Below are 20,601 nucleotides of genomic sequence, written 5' to 3'. Positions count from 1 at the left end.
TATGGCGACCGAAACCGGAACCACGGCAGAGCGAGGCGACGAAGTGACCGGGTCGACGCTGCTCGACCACCCACGGAAGCAACGACTCCTCCAGCGAGGACTGTACGCTGTCGTCGTCCTCCTGTTGGTGTTCCTGTGGATTCCGCTGGTCGCCATGATATTCCTCTCGTTCGCCGTCAACTCCAGCACCTTCTTCCCGTTCCAGGGATTCACGCTCGCTCACTACTCCGCGACGTTCGCGGACGGCGGGCTGATGACGGCACTCCTCAACAGCGTCCAAGTCGCGACGTACTCGGCAACCATCGCGACGGTGCTCGGCGTGCTTGCGAGTTTCGCGCTCGCTCGCTACGACTTCCCGTACAAGGAAGCCTATCGAACGTTCGGCATCCTCCCGATGGTCATTCCGGGAGTCGTGTTGGGAATCGCGCTCATCATCTACTTTCAGACGATAGTGGGCATCTCCACCGGGCCGCTGACGCTGATACTCACCCACAGCATCTACGGCTTCCCGTTCGTCGTGCTGATGGTGACGGCCCGTCTCTACACCTTCGACAGGTCGTTGGAGGAGGCGGCGCGCGACTTGGGTGCCGACCCACTCACGACGTTCCGCGACGTGACCTTCCCCATCGTCGCGCCGGCAATCGGCGCGGGATTCCTGTTCGCGTGGATTCGCTCGTTCGAGGACTTCATCCGCGCACACTTCGTCCAAGGGACGACGGACGTGCTCACGACGGCGATGTATTCGATGATAAAGTACGGCACCGCACCGAAAATGAACGCCATCTCGTCGTTCATCGTCTTCCTCATCGCGGTGGTTCTGGCCGTCGCGATGAACGTTGGAAACGTTACGGGCTACGTCGCCGGAACGCAAGAAGAAGAGTAAGGAAGGCGCATTTCGTTCGAATTCGAACTCTGTTCGTTCTTTTTTCTACGGTTGAGTCGTTCGCTCCGATTCGTTTCCGGTAACCACCAGTAGGTACGTGCATGGCGAAATCCTTATGAAACGTTCACACAACGTTGTTCCCATGCCGATACAACGACGCAAATTCGTCCACGCGATGGGTGTGGGCGCCCTCGCTGGACTCGCCGGCTGTACCGGGTCGTTCGGGGCACAGAAAGAGAACCAGAATCAAAACCAGGGCTCGTCCGGAAACGGGAAAATAGGCGACGGCGAACTCGTCCTCGCGACGACGACCAGCACGTACGACACGGGGCTGCTGGACGAACTCAATCCGCCGTTCGAGGAGGTGTTCGGCGTCACCATCAAGACGCTCTCGAAGGGAACCGGCGCGAGTATCCGAACCGCGGAAGACGGGGACGCCGACGTGATTCTCGTCCACGCCCGCGGGGCGGAAGACGAGTTCCTCAAGGCAGGGCACGGCGTCAATCGTCGAGACGTAATGTTCAACGACTTCGTCATCGTCGGCCCGAAAAAGGATCCGGCGGGTATCAACGGGATGTCGAGCGCGACGAAGGCGTTCTCGACCATCGCCAAGCAGAAGGCGACGTTCCTCTCGCGCGGCGACGATTCCGGCACGAACAAGAAAGAACTCGCAATCTGGGAGCAGTCCGGTGTGAAACCGAGCGGCAAATGGTATCGAGAAATCGGAAAGGGGATGGGCGATACGCTCACGCAGTCGAACCAATCGGACGCCTACACGCTGGCCGACCGCGGAACGTTCCTCTCGATGAAGAGCGAAATCGACCTCACGATTCACGTGCAGGGGCCGCTCAAGGACGGTCCAGTCATTCTGAAAAACCCGTACGGCGTGATTCCGGTCAACCCTGCGAAACACGACAACGTCAACTACCGAGCCGCGATGGCATACGCCGGCTATCTGACCAGCCCGAAGGCACAGAAACTCATCGACAACTACACTGCAAACGGGTCGCAACTGTTCTTCCCGAACGCGCTGTCGAAGAAGCCGAACTTCGGTCAGTACGTCCCGCAGGGCTACTCCGCACAACAGGCGAAAGCCCTCTCGCGTGAGGACAAGGAGTTCCTCTCGTGGGTCGAGCAGGAAGTCCCCGCGGACTACTGAACGAACATCCGCAGGCAATGAAATCACACCATATCGGTCGTCATGCTCGCACAACTCATCCCCGGCGCGGACTGGCAGTACTTCGTGAGCATCGCAATCGTTTCGCTGTACGTGAGCACGACCGCAGTCGCGCTTTCGACGCTGGTCAGTCTGCCAATCGCGCTCGCCGTCGGCTTTGCTGAGTTTCCGGGCAAACGCGCCGTCACCGCGGTTATCAACACCGGGATGGGCTTTCCGAGCGTCGTCGTCGGCCTGCTCGTCCTGTTGACGCTCTCGAATCAAGGGCCGCTGGGCGAGTTGGGACTCGTTTTTACACCGACCGCAATGATCGCCTCGCAGTTCGTGCTGGCGACGCCCGTCATCATGAGCATCAGCCTCTCGGCCATCGAATCGGTCGGACAGGACGTTCGTGACGCGGCATTCACGCTCGGTGGGACGGATACGGATGTCGGCCTCCTCGTCATCAAGGAAGCGCGATACGGCATCATCACCGCGGTACTCGCTGGTTTCGGACGGGCAGTCAGCGAAGTCGGATCGATTCTCATCGTCGGCGGCAACATCGTCTTGAACGACCCAACGGGAGGAAAAACATCGTACACCAGAACGCTCACGACGGCAATCACGGTCGAAGCGCGGCAGGGACACTACGAGACGGGACTCGTTTTGGGCGCGATGTTGCTCGTCCTCGTCCTTTGCGTGAACGTCCTCGGGTCGTGGGTTCGCAGTCGGAGCAGGGGTCAGGGTGAGGTTCAACGATGACGTTGACGGCAAACCGCGTCTCGCACGGCTTCGACGGCGACGGTGTTCTTTCGGACGTGTCGCTCTCGGTCGAACCGGGCGAAGTCGTCACGATAGTTGGTCCATCGGGAACCGGAAAAACGACGCTTTTGCGCCTCCTCGGGATGTTTCATTCGCCGGATTTCGGTCGCGTCAGGTGGCAAGACCGGGATGTGTGGCAACTGTCGGAGGACAACCGACTGGACGTTCGGCGGCGGGTCAGCATGGCGTTTCAGGAACCGTCGCTGTTCAACGCGCCGGTGGAACAGAACGTGACCTACGGCCGTCGAGTTCGACAATCGTGGTCGGAACGGATTCGCGCGACTGTCGCGCGAATCTTCGGCCGCGGAACGACGACTGCCCGAACCGATTCGGGTGTGACCGCCGCGCTCGAAACCGTCGGTCTGACGGACAAACGCGACCAGAACGCTCTGTCGCTTTCGGGCGGCGAAGCGCAACGTGTGGCCTTCGCGCGAGCGCTCGCAACCGATCCCGAGATACTCCTACTGGACGAACCGTCGTCGAACCTCGACCCGCGAAACACGGCGGTTATCGAGGATGCGATCGCCGACGCGAGGGGTCGTGGACTCGGCGTCGTCGTGGCCACCCACGACATGCATCAGGCGGAGCGGATTTCGGACAGGGTCGGCGTCTTGCTCGACGGTACGATAATCGAATCCGGCCCGCCCGAACAGGTGTTCGAGACGCCCGACGACGACCGAACGCGGAAGTTCGTCGCCGGAGAACTGATGTACTGACGGACGAAAGCGAGGGACGACGATGACGGACGACACACCTCGGCCCGCATTCGACACACAACTCGTCGCGGGAGAAGTCGCTTTCGATGCGCGGGATGCGCGCTTGCTCCGAGCAATCAACGACGAGGGGTCACTGAACGCGGCCGCGGACTCCCTCGGGCGCTCCTACGCTCACGCACAGCGGCGAATCGTGGAACTGGAAGCCGAATTCGGGTCGCTGGTGCACCGGGAGCGAGGTGGGTCACGGGGCGGGGGGAGCACCTTGACTGACGGCGCACGGGGACTGCTCCAGCAGTTCCGCCGACTCACCGCGGAGTCGTCCGGTCTGGCCGAGGTGGACGAGACGGTGCTCGATGGAACCGTTCTCGAACGAGACGGTGAGTTCGGATTCGTAGAAACCGACGCGGGCGTCGTTCGGGCGCTCGTCCCACCCGACAGCGAGCGCGTCGAAGTGACCGTTCGCTCGGACGTGATAACGCTCTACAGTCCGAACTCGGCCCCGCAGGGTAACGAAACGAGTGCGCGAAACCAGTTCGAAGGAACGGTTCGGCAGGTCGAACGAGGTGAACGCATCGCTCGCGTCACGGTGGCAGTCGATGGGTCGGCGTCGTTCCTCGCACTGGTGACGACGACGAGCGTCGAGCGATTAGAACTGGAACTCGATACGGAAGTCGTGGTGTCGTTCAAGGCAACCGCGACGCGAGCGGTTCCGTGTTCGGCGCGGGAGTGAGAATCAGGAATCCACGACGATTTCCGAACAGGTGTCCATCAGTTCGTTCGCCGCCATCGCCCACGAGTAGCGTTCCGCAATCGCTCTTCCGTTCGCTGCGAGTCGTTCCCCGAGTTCGGGTGACGAACGGAGGGTTTCTATCGTCTGCGCAAATTCGTCCGGTGATTTCGGCGGGACGAGCATGGCCGTCTCGCCGTCGACGGCGTACTTCGTGATACCCTCCAAACTCGTCGTCACGACTGGGGTGCCACAGGCCATCGCCTCCACGTTGACCATCCCGAAGCTTTCGTACCACGAAGGCAGACAGAACACGTCCGCGGCGGCGTAGTAGCCCGGCAGTTCATCGTGCGGAACTGCTCCCTCGATAGTGATTTTGGAATCAACACCTCGGGCTTCGATTCGTTCGTTCAGCGTGTCGGTATCACCACGCCCGACGAGATGGAGATGCGTGTCCGCTGGGAGTTCGGCGACGGCATCCACGAGGTCGAAGATTCCCTTCGCCTCCACGAACCGACCGACGAACAGCATCGTCCACTCGTCGCGCTCGAACGCCGGTGTCGCGTTCGGATGGAATCGGTCGATATCGACACCCGGGTAGACGACGCCGTCGGGTTCATATCCGAGGTGGTCGATAAATTCTCGTCTCGTCTGCTCCGAGTTCACGACCGAGTGACCGGTCGAGAGCAGTTCGCGCACTTGCATTCCGATTCCTGCCCGTTCGAAGCCGTGAAAGATACGCACCACGGGAATATCGAGCAGATTCGAGAGGACGAGGTCGTCCAGAAAGTCGTGTGTCACCAGGATATCGAGGTCCTCGTTCATGTGGCGAACCGTGCCGTCACGAACCGCGCCGAGGAGGGGACACAATTTTTCGTCGAATATCGACAACAATGTGGAACTTTCGTTCGGAAGGCTCCGACGGAGCCTTCCGAGCGGTTCCGATTCGGCGTCCATCTGGACGATGTCGGCCGCCGTGTCCTGCATTTTCGGGGTCAACTCGCCGGATTCGGTGTAGAGATACGCCGGGTTGTGGTTTGCCAGGGCGTCCACCAACTCCTGGACGTACATCACGACGCCGCCTGCGTCTCTCGTTCCGGCTTTTCTGTAGTACATTCCGACGGTCAACTGCTCCGACTGGGGTTCTCCCCGACCAGCCAGTTCATCGTGGATGTTTCTCGTTTTTTGTGTCTCCTCGACAGGTCGATACACCTGATTTCCGTCGCTCATTCTCGAATTCGAGGCGTTGATTTCATTTTGTTATGAGCCAGCAGTAACACCGTATCGAGTCCGTATGCAGTCCCTACCGGAGGGTACACGGTATCTGGACAACAAAAAAGGAATGATACCGAATCGGTCACTGCTGCACTGACCGGAACTCAGAAGTAACGCTTCACCAGCGTCGAGAGGTTGCTGAAGTCGAAGCAGTATTTGCGCCCTTCGTAGGTGACACAGAATTCATCGGCGGAGCCGGGAGACGCGGCAATCCGCTGTTCGTTCACGGCGTCGTCGGCGGAGGGTGCCGTCTTCGAGGAATTGCCACTTGCGTTGTTCGAGGTGGTTCCGGAGTCGGTGGAGTTACCCGAACCGCTCGAACCGGAGCTGTCGTTGCTTCCGGAGTTGCCACCCGTTGCGGAGTCGCCCGAACTACCGGAATTTCCGGATTTGCCGCCGGTCGACCCCGACCCGCTCGCGGCCTGCTCTGCGGTCGTGGGTGCACCTTTCGGCGGTTCGTGTGACGGATTCTCGCCGACGTTCGTCGTTTCGACGTTGCCGATGAGTTGGCCCTTGACCTGCGAGTTTGTGACGCGGAACGTCGTCTTCGTCGCAGCCAGGGCGGATGCGCCGCCGTTCGTGTTCGCGTCCGTACAGTCGATGTGGCAGTTCTCGAACTCGATGACGTTGCTCTCCGTTCCGTAGCCGTCGTAGACACCGCGGGAGTTCACGACGCCGCCGTTGATGGGATGGAGCGGAACGTCCTCGGTGTTGTAGATAACCGTGTTTTTCACCGTGGTGCCGTCGGTCGCGATGCGAAGGTGACTGATGTTGTTGTTCTTCAGGAGACAGCGGTCGAAGGTGAGCGACCCTCCGCCACCGCTGGATTTTGCCGCGCCGCCCGCGTAAATCGCGTTGCCAGTCCAGCCGTTCATCGTGACTTCGTTCAGGTCGATGTGGCCCGAGTGGGAACTGGAGACCCCGATTGCGCCCTTTCGAACCATGTCACCGGAAACGCCGTCGCCGAGATAGACGTGTTCGATGGTGCCGGTCCCCGAAGCAGCGATGAGGTTCGGATACCCACCCAGATTCTCGCCGGGCGAGTGCGGACCGCTCATGTCGGCAGCACCTTTGAAACCGATGTTGCGAATCGTCCAGTCGGAACCGCTCGCGACGATTCGGGCATCCGCCTCCGCTGCGCTAATATCGATGAGCTTGTTCTCGAACGTTTCGCCGCTTCCGACTTGGAACTGCTTTTGCGTGCCAGCCGGGATTTTGATGGTTTCGTACTCCGCCGCAGATGCGCTACCTGCGGCCATTCCCGCACCCGCAATCGTGAGCGCGGTTGCCCCCGTCAGTTCCAGATACGAGCGGCGGTCGATGAGACTGCTACAGATTTGTCTATCGCGTTTCGTTGTACTGCTGTCGCGTGCCATGCAGGTTTCAATGCAAACCCGCCTGTTAATATTCTTGCGGTATTCGTTCCGTTCTCTCAAAACCGTAAGAGGATTGTGTGAAACTGTGTCCCACCCCTCGTTGTACTGTTCGGACAGGCATTAATAACGGATGGTTCCGAAAAATAAGTTGGAAATGGAATATGACGACGACGGTAATCGAACCGTTCGACGTCGATTACGCTACGGTACGCCGCTCATAACAAAGCCCGTTTGACGTGTTGATTGTTCCACCGTGATTTCGAGAACGCAATCAAGACGCGAGCACCAGGTGCGACCGACCGAACGGTTCCCTTCGGTGTCTCCGCACGGGTATTTCCCTTCGCATGTCAGAGAATAATAGCCATCTCTCGGATCTGCTGTCGAGTTCGGTGCTCATCGTCCTCGGTGTCGCCGTCGCCTCCGTCGGTCGGTTAGTCGAGAGGATGATCATCGCCCAGCGGTTTTCACCGGAGCTGTATGGGGAGGTGACCATCGCGTTCGCCATCATGACCGTCGGTACCACGATATCGCTCGTCGGGTTGAACGACGGAATTCCGCGATTCGTCTCCCGATTCGAGGACGACCGAGATGTCCGCGGCGTCTGGATTCTGGGGTTGGTCGTCTCGCTCGCGGTCAGTCTCGTCATCTCCCTCGTGCTGTTGCTGAACCTTGAGTTGATTACGGACGCGCTTTTCGAGACGGAGACGTCTGCCGAACTGGTGCGACTGTTCGTCCTGACGATACCCGTTAGCGTCGGATTGACCGTCGGTGTCAGCGCGCTTCGTGGATTGGAAAACACGCGGTACAAACTGTACACCAAGGACTTTCTCCATCCTGGCCTCCGAATCGTGCTCTTGGTTGGGTTGCTCGGAACCGGCTTCGACCTGCTCTCAGTCGGCTACGCCTACTTCGTCGCGACGCTCGGAACGCTGGTCGTCGTCTACCTGCTCTCCAATCGACTCGTCCGACTCGTCGGACCGATACGAACCCACGCCCGGGAACTGCTCACGTATTCGGCCCCGCTCATCGTCACGATGGTGCTGTCGATACTGCTCACGCGGATGGACACGCTCATGCTCGCCGACATGCGAACCTCGGCCGAAGTCGGCGTCTACAACGCGGCTTACCCCCTCGCCAACAGTCTATTGATGGTCATCTCCTCGTTCGGCTACCTTTACCTCCCGCTCACGTCGCGACTCGACGCGGACGGCGAACACGATGAAATCACCGAAATCTACCGCATTACGACCAAATGGATTTATGTGTTCACGTTCCCCGCGTTTCTGGTCTTCACCGTCTTTCCGGGCGACGTGCTCTCGATTTTCTTCGGCCAGCAGTACGTTGGCGGTGGCATCGCGCTCGCTATTCTCTCGGTTGGCTTTTTTACCAGCGCCGCGGCCGGTCGAAATCGGACGACGCTCGCCGCGCTCGGGTACACGAAATCCATCCTCTGGGTGGACGTGGTTACGCTCGCGCTCAACTTCGGCCTGAACGTCCTCCTGATTCCGGGCTACGGATTCGTCGGTGCCGCGATCGCGTCCGCCGGTGCCTACGTCCTCCGCAACGTCGCATTTAACGTCGTCCTCCAGTTGAAATCCGGTATCAACCCGCTTTCGACGTACACGACTCGAACGTACCTCGTCCTGCCACTCGTCCTCTTTCCCGTCGGCATTCTCGCCTCGAACTGGTTGACACTGACCGCCGTGACGCTTCCCGTGTTCCTCGTGCTGTCTGGGATACTGGGATTGGTCGCCGTGGCCCTCACTGGGAGCCTACAACCCGAAGACGGAGCGTTCATCGAGTTCATCGAGGGAGCAATCGGCATGGAGGTTCCTGGCATTCAGCGATACCTGCGAGCGCGGGGGGAGTGAGGTAGTAACGATCGAGAACCCCGCCCGGATTGTCGGAACCGATACGACCGAGATAGTTGCCGTTCGAATACGGCCATGTACGACACTATCATCGTCGGCGGCGGCATCGTCGGCGCGTCCGTCGCGTACCATCTCGCTCGGGATGGCGTGGAAACGCTGCTCATCGACCGTCACGACGAAGGACGTGCGACCGACGCGGGCGCTGGAATCATCTCGCCAGCGACGAGCAGTCGAACCGCATCGAGCGAGTGGTTCGAGTTGGCCCTCGACGCAGCGGCCTACTATCCAACCCTCGACGAACGGTTGAAAGACGAACAGGACGGCGACACTGGCTACTCGAACTGTAAACTCCTCTCGGTAGCCCTGGACGACGACGAGATTTCCGAGTTCGACGCCGCCACCGAACGAATCGAGAAACGGAAGAAGAAATACGACCGACCGAAGCCGGGAACGACGACGGAACTGTCTTCGGACGAGGCACGGGAAAAATTCCCGGCACTCGCACGGACGAAACGGTGTCGTGCCTACAGCGATGCGGCACGGGTGGTCGCTCGGACGTTTACGGCTGCCTTGCTTCGTGCGGGGAAAGGTCACGGACTCGAAACCGTCGAACGAGACGTGACGGATATCGCCCACGAAGCAGGAGTCGTCACCGGTGTCGAAACCGCGAACGGCGACAGCTACGACGCCGATACGGTGGTCGTCGCCGGAGGGGCGTGGTCGCAGGCGTTCGAAGCGTCGCTCGGCGTCTCGATTCCGGTCGAACCGCAGCGTGGGCAAATCATCCATCTCGATTGTCACGATACCGATACGGCGTCATGGCCCATTCTCGGTGCTTTCCGGGGGCACTACGTGGTTCCGTGGCCGGACAACCGAATCGCGGTCGGAGCGACCCGGGAAGTCGGCTCCGGATTCGAACCGCGAACGACGGTGGAGGGCGTTCACGAAGTGCTCGACGAAGCACTTCGCGTCGCACCCGGCCTCCGGGACGCCGAGGTAGCGGAGATTCGAATCGGACTCCGTCCGCGCTCGGCAGACCAACTGCCGGTGTTGGGACCGATTCCGACCGTCGAAGGGGTTCACCTTGCGACCGGACACGGGGCGACAGGACTGCAACTCGGCCCGTACAGCGGAAAGGTGGTCGCCGACGGAATTCAGGGGAAAACAGCCGATATCGACCACTTCAGTGTGAATCGGTTCGAGTGAGTCGGCTCACTCCTCAAAACCGGTTCACCGAGAACAGGTCGATGTCGTGTCGGCTCTCGCCGTCGATGGCCAGTTCCGCCAGAATCTCGCCGATGACGCTCGACAACTTGAACCCGTGGCCCGAAAAGCCCGCACCGACGACGACCTGTGGGTGGTCGGAAAGCGTATCGACGATGAAATGCTCGTCGGGAGAGTTCGTGAACAGACACGTCTCCAACCGCATCGTCGGTCCCGCCGCGTCCGGGAAGTAGCGCTCGGTAAAGTCGCGGAGGACGCGTTCGTCGGCCCGATTCGGCTCCGCCATCTCGTCCGGGTTCACCTGCTCGTGGAAATGGTTGTACTTGCCAACCTTGTATCCCGGCACGCCGTACTCAGGAAAGCCGTAGAAGTAGCCCTCCTCGCACTCCACCATGAAGACTGGGAATTTATCAGGCTGATAGCGCTCGGGCAATTTCGGCTGGAACCAGCCGAGTACTTGTCGTTCGGGAACCGCCTGCGTATCGAGCATCGGGAGCAAGTTCGCGGCCCACGCACCCGCCGTGACGACCATCGTGTCGGCGGTATAGCTTGCCTTGTCGGTCTCGACTCGGACACCGCCGTCTGACGTGGGTTCCCAATCAAGCACTGCCTCCCGAGCGCGAATCGTCGCGCCGTTCCGAAGGGCCGATTGAACGTGCGCGACCACACACTGTTCGACGTGGAGAAATCCACCCTCAGGTTCGACGACGGCCACGAAATCGTCGGGCAGTTCGTAGCCGGGATAGCGGTCATTGATTTCCGCGGCCGAGAGCAGTTCGTAGTCGATACCGTGTTGCTCGCAGGATTCGCGCGCGCCAGCGACTTTCTCGCTTCCTTCGGGGCCTGTAACGACACAGCCGGTCGTATGCAGGAGTTGGGTCGGATGCACCTCGTCGAGTTCGTGCCATAGGTCGTAGGTGCGTTCGAGGAGGGGAACGTAATCGGGATGTTCGTAGTACGCTTTCCGGATGATGCGCGTCACGCCGTGTGACGACCCTTGTGCGTGCGGCACGTCGTAGCGTTCGAGTCCGAGCACATCCTGCCCCCGCTCGGCGAGATGCGAGGCCGTCGCGCTGCCCATCCCGCCGACGCCGACGACGATGGTGTCGTAGTGAGCCATTCGCTCGCATGGTGGATGGCGACGATAATGAACGCCGGTGCTTCCGATCGAATTTTCCAACTTGTCGAAGCGTTCAGAAAGCTTATGCCGTCACTGAGCTAATCCGTTCAAAATGCCCTCCAGACGACATTTTCTCGCCGGAATCGGCGGTGTGGGTTCGGTTGCGCTCGCCGGTTGTCTCGGCGAAACAGTCGAGACTTCTCCCGGCACCGACGGCAACAGCGACTGGTCGATGTCCAGATTCGACACCGAGAACACCGGCTACAACCCCGATGCGAAGGCTCCGAGAAAGGGCGTCCGAGAGCGGTGGACGTTCTCGGATGGTATGGCGTCCGGAAGCCCGGCAATCGTCGATGGGACGGTTTTCCTACCGACGGCGGACGCGCTGATCGCGCTCGATTCGACCTCCGGGAAGGAAAAGTGGCGGTTCGAACCCGGACAGGGGCCGTGGCCGTCGTCGCCGGTCGTTCACGACGGCCTCGTCTGCTTCACGATGATTGACGAGGACAGCGTCGTTGCTCTCGACGCGAAAACGGGGAAGAAAGTGTGGACGCTCGCGGACTATGGCCACGTCCACGCCCCGCTTCACCTCGTCGCTGGCGAACACGTTCACAGCCCGCATCTCTACGCTGGCACCGAGAACGGGATGGTTCTCCGTCTCGATCTGAAAACGGGCGAAGTGCTGTGGCAAACCGACTTGTTCGGGGATGTTTCGGCGTTCGCCTACAGGATGTCCTCGCTCTACGTCGGAACGCAGGGTGGAGAAGTGTACGGCTTCATCGACCACGGCGACGTTCGTGACCCCTTGGGCGAAGCGTGGCGGAGCAAGGTCGGTTCCGCGGTGGAGGCGATGGTTCCGACCTCGGAAGGCGTCATCGTCCACACGTTCGCCGACCCGCTCACGTGTTTGCAGACCGGTGCTCACGCGGGAACGACGCGATGGACGGTCGATGAAAAGGCGGCCAACTCGGCACCCGTCTACGCCGAATACACGCTCTTCAGCGCGGGCTACGACCGATTGTCGGCGATTCGAGATTACGATAAAGAGATCAAGTGGCAAGTCAGAAAGCGGTTCGATTCGACGGCCCCGGTCGCCGCGGGTGATACCCTCTACATCAGCAGCGGCACCGCCGTCCACGCATTCGCGCTCGACGGCGGTTCCGGCGTCGGTTCGTTCCGTCTCGATGCGAAACGCTGGTCACATCCGACCCCGGCGGCGGCGGTCGAAGGACTCGCCGTGGGTGACGGTGCGCTGTTCGCGGCCTGTGAGGGAACGAAACGAGATCATACGACGCTTTACTGTCTCGAACCGGCCTGAGTCGCCTGACTTCCGACTGTAGTTCCCGACTGCAAACCATTGCTCCGTCCATCAAACAGTCCGAAAAATGGCCGATTGACGTTCCGATAATGGTATAACCACGAAGCGAATACCGATTGGAAAACACCTGCTCAGCAAGGTGCGTATCGTGACGGGACAGACAGACTACATCGACGACGACATCGCGGACGCAATTCTCAACGGCTCGAAGTACGAGCGACTGCGCGTCCGTCGGCACAGTATCTTTGACCAATCCATTCCGACGAAACTGGCGTGGCAGAGCGTCCTCCTGCTCGCGCTGGCGCTCGTGGCACCACTCACGCTCGCGTATCCATCGGAAGTCGCCGCGCTGTTTCCGGGCGGAGACCCGCTCACATCCTCGCCGACGGTGCTGATGCCGGGCGCGGTCGTCCTCCTCCTCGAACTCGGGACGGCAGTCGGACACGTTGCGGTTGCTGGCGCGATACTCCGTGGCGAGTCGAAACTCAGCGAGCGCCGGATGCGACGCCTCCTCAGCGTTGAGGAAATGGCGTCGTTCTACGGGTTCGTCGGTGGTGCCCTGCTCCTCGGGATAACGCTCGTCTTCTTCCTGCTCGGATACTCTGGCGTCGAAACCATCCAACAGTACTCGACGGCCGGAAAACAAGGACCGTTCGACCCATCGGGCACCGGGTTCAGCGTGGCCACCGTCTCGCTGCTCGCGTTCGTCGGGAGCGGCCTGCTCTTCGCGGTGAGTCGCTATCTCGCTGTCAAATTGGACTGAGTATCAGCCCGAATGCCCCATGCCAACATGAGACACAAAGTTTACTGACGTACATAGCCAAACCTCGACGTAGGGTATCATGGGGGAAGACACGTGGGACAGCCTGTATAAACTCCTGTTAGACACTTCGATAGACGACCGAATCTATCGGGCGCTGGCGGACACACGACGACGGTACACGCTGTACGTGCTCGAAGAGTGGGGGCGCGTCCCCGTGGACGAACTGGCCGATATTCTCACTGGGTGGATGCATTCCGAAGAATATCGAATGGCCACGGTCAGCGAACGTGAGCAGTTGGCCGTGGAACTCCGCGAAATACACATTCCCGTACTCAAAGATGCGGGTCTCGTCCGCTACGATGACGGAAAAGGCATCCTCGTCCTCGCGGAGTTGTCACCACCCGTCGCTCAACTCATCGACTGGGCACAGCGGAACGATCGCCAGAACAATCAGGAACCGAACGTCGAATCGTAACACGAGCGTCGGACCGTGCAAACAGTCCCACAGGAGACGAAACTGATGTCTCTCCACGAGAAAATCGCCGCGGTCGAACGCGAGCAAAAGACGCTTACAGTGTACACCGCTGAACCGAATTCAGACCTCGCAGAGCGGTTCGAAACGAAGAACGTCGCGGTTCAGTACAAGCGACTTCGAAGCGTGGGAAAGAACGGATTTCTCGTCATTCGAGACCGTCGTGGATTCCGCGGTGCGATCGGACTCACTGCATTCGAGGAATTTCTCACGCCCCCCGTTCACGTTCCGTGGAATCCCGAGTTCGATTCCTCGAACTTCCGTGACCTGTTGGCCCTCCTCGATCGAACGCTGTTTTCGTCTTTCGACCGCAGGCAAATGCTGGGCACGAGCCGAGAGATCGAGGATCGCGCGTGGCGGGTCGGACAGGGTGAACTGCACGTCGGCTTTCAATCGTTTTCGGTGTTTCGCGCACAACTGCCCGTTTATCGCCGACTCGCTGAGGATACGAACCTGACAATTCACATCTACGGGGAGGAAGATTGGCAACCGCCGGAGGTTCAAAATGTTACCTATCACGCCGAGACGATGGACGAAATCGGTACCGTCTGGTTTCTCGTCTACGACGGTGGTGGCGACGACGTGCAAAAATGTGCTTTACTGGCTGAAGAGCGCGACCCGAACCAGTTCTACGGGTTCTGGACGTACGACCCGGTTACTGTGGACGAATTGCTCGTCCACCTGCGCCGGACGTATGGGTGACTTGTGAACTACCGCACCCTACCGCTCGCCTGACGGCTCGCGCTTGAGGGTGGGGCTTCCTGCTTCGACGACGCGCTTTGCAGGAACCGTAGTGATCCCCGTAGGGAGCGCAGTCTCCACAGGCGTTGATTCGGAGCGTCCCTCTCCTAACCGCTTGATACCGCGAGAAAGAATGTTCCACGCCGCGTTCCAGTCACGGTCGGCGGTGAACCCGCACGCCGGACACGAGTGTTCACGGACCCAGAGCGGCTTGTCCGTTGAGATACCGCACGCCGCGCACTCCTTGGTCGTCCCTGCTGGTTCGACCGCCACGAAGTGCGTTCCTTCGCGCTCGCACTTGTACTTAAGCATCCGCAGGAACGTTCCCCACGCCGCGCCTGCTCGGGTCCGGGAGTTACCGGGGAGTTCAACCAGCCCGGCGGCGTCCAAGTCCTCTACGGCCACGAGGTCGTATTCTCGGGCATAGTGGTTCGACAACTTGTGGAGAAAATCCCGGCGCTTGTGCTTGAGGTCGGCGTGGCGTTCGGCCACGATACGGCGCTGTTCCTCCCAGTTGTTCGACCCGTGTTCCTTCCGCGAGAGGTCGCGTTGGGCGCGTTCCAGTCGCTCGCGTTCGTCCGAGAGGTCGAGCGACCCCACGGCGGTCCCGTCGGTGTCGTGGGCGTACGTGAGAATCCCCACGTCGATACCGACGCACCGCTTAGGCGTTTCCGGTTTCTCGGGTGGGTTGTCGGGCGTCTCGACGCCGAGGATGGCGTACCACTTGCCGGTGGGTTCGCGCTTGACCGTGACAGTCTTGATGTCGGCGTTGTCAGGCAAGTCGCGGTAGAAAGTGATGGGAATTTCACCGATTTTCGAAAGCCACAGTCGCGTCTGGCCGCTTGTGTTCTTAAGCTTGAAGCCAGATTGACTGTAGGTGAAACTGCGGTACTCGTGTTCGCCCTTCCACTTGAGTTGGCCGATCCTTCGACCGGAGTTCTTGGCGTCGGCCAATCGAGAGAAGTTGTCGTACAGCCGTTTCACGACCTTCTGGAGTACCTTTGAGTGAACCTGTTTCAGCTCGTTCCACCACTTCTTGAGGTCTGGGAGCTGCTTCTGTTCGGAGTACGCCGAGGTATCGTCGTGCCGGTTGAGTCGGTGAAGGAAGTGGTTGTAGACTTGTCTACAGGTATCGACCGTCCACGCTAATTGCTCGCGGATGTCGTCGGACGGTTTCAGTCGATACCTGTAGTTGTAGTTCATCTATTCGTCGTCGGGGTCAGAAGTGCGGACGACTTTCACGTCCGCGCCACGCCAGCGTTTCGGGACATAGACGTGAGCGCCGTTGCCGGTGGCTTTCACGTCGCCGTCCATGACTTCGTGGCCGTTGATTGTGAACTGTCCCATGTACGATGTAGATACATTGTACAGACATATACACGCTGCGGTGGGCCTGTGGGCTGGTCGTCGCGGAGTGTATGTGAGACGATGACGGCACTGTATCCCCGCCCTACTGCGCTACTCGGTCGCTTCGCTTCCTGTGTTACTCCTTGAGGACGGGCCATTAGCGCCTGAATTTAGGTAAAAGCTGAATCGAAACGGACGAAAACGAAGTTCGGCTACCGAACGTTACCGGTTCCGGATGACTGGATACAACGCCCCCAGCACCAGTCCGAAGACGACGTGACCCATCAGGCTCTGCATGCTAATGTTTGGAACGCTCGGTGCCATCGGGAATCCGACTGCCTGCAACCAAATCGGCATTACGATGACTGCGGCGACGACCCAGACGAGGACGCCGTAGCCGATACCGATTGCCGTCGATTTTCCGACCGAGTCGGCCGAACTGCGGAGTCCGGTAAGCGAGACCATCGCGGCGAACAGGACGCCGAAGATGGCGGAGTTTATCATGTGAATCGTCCATCCGGCGGCCCCGCCGTCGAGACCCCACAAGGCGGGAATCGCATGTTCGATGACGGGTCGCATCTGCATCGTCAACATGACGCCCATGACGGCACCCGCGATGAGTCCCGAGAGGACGCCGGACTGCCATGCGTTTTCCCGATAGTTCGATACGTCAGTTACGGATTCGGTGGTGGTCTCTGTCGCCATTGCAGGTTTCCCTACTCCAACACCCGATAAGGCGATTTGGCGTGCATGCGGGCCGAACGCACGTGCGAGCGGCGTGCACAACCGTCGTGCCTAACGACCGCGGTGAGTTCGAAGTAACTGGGGATTTTATCAGGAATCGTGCGAACAATTCACACATGACCGATCCCGACCCGGAACGGTTTCGGAACCTGATGCTCGGCGACGAGCCGAATTTCGAAAACGTGTTGACCTGTGTGTTCTCCATCCAGCCACACGAAAGTCACACCTATCGCGTGTTGTTGGAACAGCCGAACAGTACGACGGAGGAACTCGCATCGAAAACCGACCGCGACCGAAGCAACGTCTCCCGGTCGCTGGCAACCCTGCGCGAAAAGGGATTGGCCAGCAGACGGCGACATCTACTCGACGGTGGGGGGCACGTCTATCGACACGAACCGACGCCGCTTTCGGAGGCGAAGGAGCTGATGCACCGGACGTTGGACGAATGGTGTGCGTACGTCCACGGTCGAATCGACGAATTTGAGGAGTTGTGACCCTCGTACCGTGAGAAACCGGATCCAATACTTTTTCGAGCGGCGGAGAAACCAAATCAATTGGATTTATGATAGACGTGCAAAAATCATAACGTATGCCCTCCCGCACGCACGTTCGTCTCCTCTTTGCCCTCCTCCTGGTTTGCTCCTCGGTGGTACTCGTCTCCGGGTTCGCGACCAGCGTAACCGGATCGAACAAAGTTCGTGCGGGAATGGAAGACGGCCCACGCGGCATTCAGGACATTCCGGCGGACGAACTGACGGTCGCCACTGACCACAAAAGTCCATCAGTCGGCGCGAAACTCGTCGCCTTCGATTCCGAAGGGGCAGTTCGATACTACAACGACACGCTCGATTACTACTCGGATGTAGACCCGAGTCCGGCGGGAACGCACACGGTGACGTACGTCGGAACCGAAGATCTGAGCGCGAAGCAGTGTGACGGCGCGACGGCGTGCCGCCGAATGGTCATCGAGCGCCTCAACCTCTCGACAGACCGCACGACGCGACTCTACAGTCGAATCGTCCCGACGTACAAAGGGTATACGCTCCCGTACACGAACCGATGGCACGACGTTGACCGAATCAACCGAACACATTTCGCCGTCGCCGACATCGAACGCGACCGCGTCTTCGTCGTCAACACGTCGAGCGGCATCGTTACGTGGGAATGGCTCGCCCTGTCCCACTACTCGCACAAAAGCGGCGGCACGTATCCCTACGACTTCACCCACGTCAACGACGTGGAAATCCTCGACGACGGGCGAATCATGGCGAGCATCCGCAACCAAGACCAAGTCGTCTTCCTCAATCGAACGACCGGCGTCGTCGAAGACTGGACGATTGGCGAAGAAGGCAATCACACGTGGCTGTTCGGCCAGCACAACCCCGACTACATTCCCGAATCGCAGGGCGGCCCGGCGGTCATTATCGCCGACTCGCATAACGACCGAGTCATCGAATACCAGCGCGTGAACGGGGTGTGGGAGAAAAGTTGGGTCTGGCAAGATACGCGACTCCAGTGGCCCCGCGACGCCGACCGCCTACCGAACGGCCACACCCTCATCACCGACACGCACGGCAATCGTATCGTCGAAGTAGACAAGAGCGGCGAGGTAGTGTGGAGCGTCGAACTCCACTTCCCCTACGACGCCGAACGACTCGGAACTGGCGACGAGAGCGCGGGCGGCGAAAGCGCCCAGCGTGCCGGTCTCGGGGGGCGGGAAGCGATTTCAGGGACGGACGACGACGCGAAACCCGGAGACCAAAAGAGCACGGGCAGCGGAGTCACTCTCCTCGATCTGGGTGGACAGGCCATCGACGCCGTCGAAGAAGCGATTCCGGAAATGGTTCTCAATGCGGTGCTGTACGCACTCCCCGGCTGGGCGGACGTGGACGACGTGTTCGCGCTGGTCGTGCTGCTCGGGGTGCTAACGTCGTGGGGTACCGTGGAGGCGTACTGGCGAGGATACCGGATTCGAAATCCGATTTCCCGAACCGAACTCGACCGGCCGTGAACCGCTTCCACGGACGCTCGATGGACGAACAAGTTCAAACGAGCTGATTGGTTTACCCCGATTCCACGTGCCAGTTCACTTAACCATATTCGCGGAACACTATCCGACACTGGATGAGCTATCGAGACGCGGTCATGGCGGCGAAGTACGCTGGTGGGTCGAACGAACAGGCGACGGCGCTCCACGAGCATCGTCTGGAAACCATCATCGGTGGCGATGGCTACTTCGATTTCGGCGCACAGCGGGGCATCGTCGTCCACATCGTTCCGGATGCCGTCTACGACGACGGGTATGCAATCGACCTGGCGGAACACTCGATACTTCCGGAAGCCAACCCCGCACGGCCGACCCAGCTACCGGTACTCGGTAATCGGGAGGGGGCACGTGGAATGTGGACGGCGGACGGGTTCGGCGCATGCGTCGAGCGCGAATCGGGTGGTGAGCACGACGGCGACTGTGTCGGCTACGCGCATCTCTTTTCGAACGGCGTCGTGGAATCCGTCTCCGCGCTCCCGTTCGGCGAACCGTGGAGCGATGACGAATCACTCGACGGGCGAACACTTGAAATCGAAATGACAAGTTGTGTTCGGCGGTATCTCCGCGTTCTCGCGTACCATCAACAGATGTCCCCGATTCACGTCGCACTCACGATGTACGGTGTGGGTGGGAAACTACTCAACGCGGACGAATCCGTCCGGTCGGACGACGGGGGCCGAATCGGCGAAAGCACGCTTGCGCCGTTTCCCGTCAGCCTGTCGAACTTCGACGCCGACGTTCGGGCCGAACTCGCCGACCCAATCGACGCGCTCTGGCGCGGTGCGGGCTATCCAGGGTCGCCGTTTTTCGATAATGGCGAGTGGTCGCTTCGCTCGGCCTACGACAACGAACGCTAACGGATACACCGCGGTTTCGCTCGTCCGCGACGCACCAGTGTCACTTTCCAAGAATTTCGCGTTTCTGAACCGTCGGTGAGGTCATCGCTACGCCCGGAGGGCGGCCTGTACCGCGCGCTCGGCGATCGCTTCCGAACATCTCACCGTGCGTTCGAGAGAATCCACCGCGACCGTTTGCACGTACGATTCTCCGTTCTCGCGGCACACATGTCGGCGCAACTCGATGACGTCGTTAACGAGTGACCGACAGTTTCGAACCGTCTCGTGAGGTGGTCTGCCTGCCTCCAGAACGTAATCGACGGCCCGTTCGGTAAGCTGCCGTGACGCACGGGCAAGTCGTTCGAACTCATCGGGCCACGGTTGACGCTCGGTCTCCTCACATGTGTCCACCAAGTCTGCCATCTTCCACGCCTGCTCAGCGATGTCGGCGAGGCGCTGTGCTGTCGTGTACTGGTCGAACATGGTCGGACGGGTGTGTCCCAGGCGGTCGAGTTCTTCGACGTCCGTGAGCGTCCGCTGAAAACTGCTTTCGGCGACTCTGAACCGCCGTTCGGCATCTTTTCGTCGTCTGAGCACCCGAGCCGCGATATCCTCGTTTCCGTCGATGAGTCCCTGAACGGCGTCCTGATGCATCGAAAGGGCGGTGTACTGCAACTGGAGCACCGTCCGTTCGATAGAGACTGTTGCCGTGTCGAAAACGGTGGTGAGAACGAGTTCCGTCTCGGATTCGCTATGAACTTCCAGCCCAACCAAATCCGTCGCGGCGGTCGCGACGGCACGACGTTGCGCTCGTTCGAACCCACTATCGGCCGCGAGGACGAACATCTCGTTACCGATGGCGTACAGCGCTTTGACCGTCTCCCGGACGTCCATCTCCGAATACTCCTCGACGCCGACTCGCGGTGGGTCGTCGTCCTCAGTCTGCTCGGCACCGATTATCAACTCCCCGCTCTCGGCCGGATAGAGCGCCAACTGCATTCCGGCCTCGACACCGTGTTCTTCCGCCCACTCCTTCGGTAGGGAAATCGTCCTCGAACTTCCGGTGTATTGGACTTTTCTCGTTTCCATACCTGGCACCAGTG

21 protein-coding genes are annotated in these 20,601 nt (G+C 60.0%); 14 read left to right on the top strand and 7 right to left on the bottom strand.

Annotation, left to right across the window (positions count from 1 at the left end; all coding sequences use genetic code 11):
• Position 1 precedes the first annotated feature (1 nt).
• From ACN2TU_RS02300 to ACN2TU_RS02280, 5 genes are all read left to right on the top strand, one after another.
• A complete protein-coding gene (locus ACN2TU_RS02300; protein WP_435152608.1) occupies positions 2 to 883 on the top strand; it encodes an ABC transporter permease in 882 nt (293 codons plus the stop codon).
• Between the two features lie 142 nt (positions 884 to 1,025).
• On the top strand, positions 1,026 to 2,042 hold the full coding sequence (locus tag ACN2TU_RS02295) for an ABC transporter substrate-binding protein (RefSeq protein ID WP_435152606.1): 1,017 nt from the start codon (positions 1,026 to 1,028) through the stop codon (positions 2,040 to 2,042).
• Positions 2,043 to 2,084: 42 nt separating this feature from the next.
• Positions 2,085 to 2,801 carry an ABC transporter permease gene (locus ACN2TU_RS02290; RefSeq protein WP_435152605.1) on the top strand — a complete coding sequence of 239 codons (717 nt, stop codon included), beginning with the start codon at positions 2,085 to 2,087 and terminating at the stop codon, positions 2,799 to 2,801.
• Positions 2,798 to 3,577, top strand: coding sequence for an ABC transporter ATP-binding protein (locus ACN2TU_RS02285; protein ID WP_435152602.1), 780 nt, complete (start codon positions 2,798 to 2,800; stop codon positions 3,575 to 3,577). The genes ACN2TU_RS02290 and ACN2TU_RS02285 overlap by 4 nt, the downstream gene beginning before the upstream one ends.
• Before the next feature lie 22 nt (positions 3,578 to 3,599).
• Positions 3,600 to 4,307, top strand: a complete 708-nt coding sequence (locus ACN2TU_RS02280) for a TOBE domain-containing protein (protein ID WP_435152600.1) — start codon at positions 3,600 to 3,602, stop codon at positions 4,305 to 4,307.
• 3 nt (positions 4,308 to 4,310) lie between these two features.
• Here the strand turns inward: ACN2TU_RS02280 and ACN2TU_RS02275 are convergent, their stop codons facing one another.
• Positions 4,311 to 5,534, bottom strand: coding sequence for a glycosyltransferase family 4 protein (locus tag ACN2TU_RS02275; protein ID WP_435152598.1), 1,224 nt, complete (start codon positions 5,532 to 5,534; stop codon positions 4,311 to 4,313).
• A 149-nt stretch (positions 5,535 to 5,683) separates the two neighbouring features.
• Positions 5,684 to 6,955 carry a hypothetical protein gene (locus tag ACN2TU_RS02270; RefSeq protein WP_435152596.1) on the bottom strand — a complete coding sequence of 424 codons (1,272 nt, stop codon included), beginning with the start codon at positions 6,953 to 6,955 and terminating at the stop codon, positions 5,684 to 5,686.
• Between the two features lie 344 nt (positions 6,956 to 7,299).
• Here ACN2TU_RS02270 and ACN2TU_RS02265 point away from each other — a divergent pair, with 344 nt between their 5' ends.
• Both ACN2TU_RS02265 and ACN2TU_RS02260 read left to right on the top strand, forming a co-directional pair.
• Positions 7,300 to 8,826, top strand: coding sequence for a flippase (locus ACN2TU_RS02265; protein WP_435152595.1), 1,527 nt, complete (start codon positions 7,300 to 7,302; stop codon positions 8,824 to 8,826).
• A 75-nt stretch (positions 8,827 to 8,901) separates the two neighbouring features.
• On the top strand, positions 8,902 to 10,032 hold the full coding sequence (locus ACN2TU_RS02260) for an NAD(P)/FAD-dependent oxidoreductase (RefSeq protein ID WP_435152593.1): 1,131 nt from the start codon (positions 8,902 to 8,904) through the stop codon (positions 10,030 to 10,032).
• A 13-nt stretch (positions 10,033 to 10,045) separates the two neighbouring features.
• On the opposite strand, the gene solA is transcribed toward ACN2TU_RS02260, so the two are convergent.
• The gene (gene solA, locus ACN2TU_RS02255) at positions 10,046 to 11,170 is read right to left on the bottom strand and encodes an N-methyl-L-tryptophan oxidase (protein WP_435152591.1); all 1,125 of its coding nucleotides are present in this window, start codon (positions 11,168 to 11,170) and stop codon (positions 10,046 to 10,048) included.
• Between the two features lie 112 nt (positions 11,171 to 11,282).
• Between solA and ACN2TU_RS02250 the strand changes: the two genes are divergently transcribed.
• The 4 genes from ACN2TU_RS02250 to ACN2TU_RS02235 all read left to right on the top strand — a co-directional run bounded on the left by ACN2TU_RS02250 (position 11,283) and on the right by ACN2TU_RS02235 (position 14,485).
• Entirely contained in the window at positions 11,283 to 12,488 is a 1,206-nt protein-coding gene (locus ACN2TU_RS02250; protein ID WP_435152589.1) for an outer membrane protein assembly factor BamB family protein, read from the top strand.
• 148 nt (positions 12,489 to 12,636) lie between these two features.
• The gene (locus tag ACN2TU_RS02245) at positions 12,637 to 13,251 is read left to right on the top strand and encodes a cell division FtsX domain-containing protein (RefSeq protein ID WP_435152587.1); all 615 of its coding nucleotides are present in this window, start codon (positions 12,637 to 12,639) and stop codon (positions 13,249 to 13,251) included.
• A 79-nt stretch (positions 13,252 to 13,330) separates the two neighbouring features.
• Positions 13,331 to 13,726: a DUF7344 domain-containing protein gene (locus ACN2TU_RS02240; protein ID WP_435152585.1), complete on the top strand. Its 396-nt coding sequence runs from the start codon at positions 13,331 to 13,333 to the stop codon at positions 13,724 to 13,726.
• A 45-nt stretch (positions 13,727 to 13,771) separates the two neighbouring features.
• Positions 13,772 to 14,485, top strand: coding sequence for a DICT sensory domain-containing protein (locus tag ACN2TU_RS02235; protein ID WP_435152584.1), 714 nt, complete (start codon positions 13,772 to 13,774; stop codon positions 14,483 to 14,485).
• Positions 14,486 to 14,503: 18 nt separating this feature from the next.
• On the opposite strand, the gene ACN2TU_RS02230 is transcribed toward ACN2TU_RS02235, so the two are convergent.
• The 3 genes from ACN2TU_RS02230 to ACN2TU_RS02220 all read right to left on the bottom strand — a co-directional run bounded on the left by ACN2TU_RS02230 (position 14,504) and on the right by ACN2TU_RS02220 (position 16,576).
• Entirely contained in the window at positions 14,504 to 15,727 is a 1,224-nt protein-coding gene (locus ACN2TU_RS02230; protein ID WP_435152583.1) for an RNA-guided endonuclease InsQ/TnpB family protein, read from the bottom strand.
• Positions 15,728 to 15,871, bottom strand: a complete 144-nt coding sequence (locus ACN2TU_RS02225) for a DUF2080 family transposase-associated protein (protein WP_435152581.1) — start codon at positions 15,869 to 15,871, stop codon at positions 15,728 to 15,730.
• Positions 15,872 to 16,093: 222 nt separating this feature from the next.
• Positions 16,094 to 16,576 (bottom strand): histidine kinase, encoded by a 483-nt coding sequence (locus tag ACN2TU_RS02220; protein WP_435152579.1) that lies wholly within the window; start codon positions 16,574 to 16,576, stop codon positions 16,094 to 16,096.
• A gap of 155 nt (positions 16,577 to 16,731) precedes the next feature.
• Between ACN2TU_RS02220 and ACN2TU_RS02215 the strand changes: the two genes are divergently transcribed.
• From ACN2TU_RS02215 to ACN2TU_RS02205, 3 genes are all read left to right on the top strand, one after another.
• Positions 16,732 to 17,109: a helix-turn-helix domain-containing protein gene (locus ACN2TU_RS02215; RefSeq protein ID WP_435152578.1), complete on the top strand. Its 378-nt coding sequence runs from the start codon at positions 16,732 to 16,734 to the stop codon at positions 17,107 to 17,109.
• Between the two features lie 95 nt (positions 17,110 to 17,204).
• Positions 17,205 to 18,626: an arylsulfotransferase family protein gene (locus tag ACN2TU_RS02210; protein ID WP_435152577.1), complete on the top strand. Its 1,422-nt coding sequence runs from the start codon at positions 17,205 to 17,207 to the stop codon at positions 18,624 to 18,626.
• 113 nt (positions 18,627 to 18,739) lie between these two features.
• On the top strand, positions 18,740 to 19,519 hold the full coding sequence (locus ACN2TU_RS02205; RefSeq protein ID WP_435152574.1) for a hypothetical protein: 780 nt from the start codon (positions 18,740 to 18,742) through the stop codon (positions 19,517 to 19,519).
• 87 nt (positions 19,520 to 19,606) lie between these two features.
• On the opposite strand, the gene ACN2TU_RS02200 is transcribed toward ACN2TU_RS02205, so the two are convergent.
• The gene (locus tag ACN2TU_RS02200; protein WP_435152571.1) at positions 19,607 to 20,587 is read right to left on the bottom strand and encodes an AbrB/MazE/SpoVT family DNA-binding domain-containing protein; all 981 of its coding nucleotides are present in this window, start codon (positions 20,585 to 20,587) and stop codon (positions 19,607 to 19,609) included.
• Positions 20,588 to 20,601 lie beyond the last annotated feature (14 nt).

The organism is Haladaptatus marinus (assembly GCF_051194195.1).
The sequence above is the reverse complement of the archived record's forward strand: the minus strand, read 5'-3'. Positions and strand labels throughout refer to the sequence as shown.

What these genes read in the sequence shown, in the direction of transcription:
- ACN2TU_RS02300 (WP_435152608.1), top strand. Translation starts at nt 2, where the DNA reads ATGGCGACCGAAACCGGAACCACGGCAGAGCGAGGCGACGAAGTGACC.
- ACN2TU_RS02295 (WP_435152606.1), top strand. Translation starts at nt 1,026, where the DNA reads ATGCCGATACAACGACGCAAATTCGTCCACGCGATGGGTGTGGGCGCC.
- ACN2TU_RS02290 (WP_435152605.1), top strand. Translation starts at nt 2,085, where the DNA reads ATGCTCGCACAACTCATCCCCGGCGCGGACTGGCAGTACTTCGTGAGC.
- ACN2TU_RS02285 (WP_435152602.1), top strand. Translation starts at nt 2,798, where the DNA reads ATGACGTTGACGGCAAACCGCGTCTCGCACGGCTTCGACGGCGACGGT.
- ACN2TU_RS02280 (WP_435152600.1), top strand. Translation starts at nt 3,600, where the DNA reads ATGACGGACGACACACCTCGGCCCGCATTCGACACACAACTCGTCGCG.
- ACN2TU_RS02275 (WP_435152598.1), bottom strand. Translation starts at nt 5,534, where the DNA reads ATGAGCGACGGAAATCAGGTGTATCGACCTGTCGAGGAGACACAAAAA.
- ACN2TU_RS02270 (WP_435152596.1), bottom strand. Translation starts at nt 6,955, where the DNA reads ATGGCACGCGACAGCAGTACAACGAAACGCGATAGACAAATCTGTAGC.
- ACN2TU_RS02265 (WP_435152595.1), top strand. Translation starts at nt 7,300, where the DNA reads ATGTCAGAGAATAATAGCCATCTCTCGGATCTGCTGTCGAGTTCGGTG.
- ACN2TU_RS02260 (WP_435152593.1), top strand. Translation starts at nt 8,902, where the DNA reads ATGTACGACACTATCATCGTCGGCGGCGGCATCGTCGGCGCGTCCGTC.
- solA (WP_435152591.1), bottom strand. Translation starts at nt 11,170, where the DNA reads ATGGCTCACTACGACACCATCGTCGTCGGCGTCGGCGGGATGGGCAGC.
- ACN2TU_RS02250 (WP_435152589.1), top strand. Translation starts at nt 11,283, where the DNA reads ATGCCCTCCAGACGACATTTTCTCGCCGGAATCGGCGGTGTGGGTTCG.
- ACN2TU_RS02240 (WP_435152585.1), top strand. Translation starts at nt 13,331, where the DNA reads ATGGGGGAAGACACGTGGGACAGCCTGTATAAACTCCTGTTAGACACT.
- ACN2TU_RS02235 (WP_435152584.1), top strand. Translation starts at nt 13,772, where the DNA reads ATGTCTCTCCACGAGAAAATCGCCGCGGTCGAACGCGAGCAAAAGACG.
- ACN2TU_RS02230 (WP_435152583.1), bottom strand. Translation starts at nt 15,727, where the DNA reads ATGAACTACAACTACAGGTATCGACTGAAACCGTCCGACGACATCCGC.
- ACN2TU_RS02225 (WP_435152581.1), bottom strand. Translation starts at nt 15,871, where the DNA reads ATGGGACAGTTCACAATCAACGGCCACGAAGTCATGGACGGCGACGTG.
- ACN2TU_RS02220 (WP_435152579.1), bottom strand. Translation starts at nt 16,576, where the DNA reads ATGGCGACAGAGACCACCACCGAATCCGTAACTGACGTATCGAACTAT.
- ACN2TU_RS02215 (WP_435152578.1), top strand. Translation starts at nt 16,732, where the DNA reads ATGACCGATCCCGACCCGGAACGGTTTCGGAACCTGATGCTCGGCGAC.
- ACN2TU_RS02210 (WP_435152577.1), top strand. Translation starts at nt 17,205, where the DNA reads ATGCCCTCCCGCACGCACGTTCGTCTCCTCTTTGCCCTCCTCCTGGTT.
- ACN2TU_RS02205 (WP_435152574.1), top strand. Translation starts at nt 18,740, where the DNA reads ATGAGCTATCGAGACGCGGTCATGGCGGCGAAGTACGCTGGTGGGTCG.
- ACN2TU_RS02200 (WP_435152571.1), bottom strand. Translation starts at nt 20,587, where the DNA reads ATGGAAACGAGAAAAGTCCAATACACCGGAAGTTCGAGGACGATTTCC.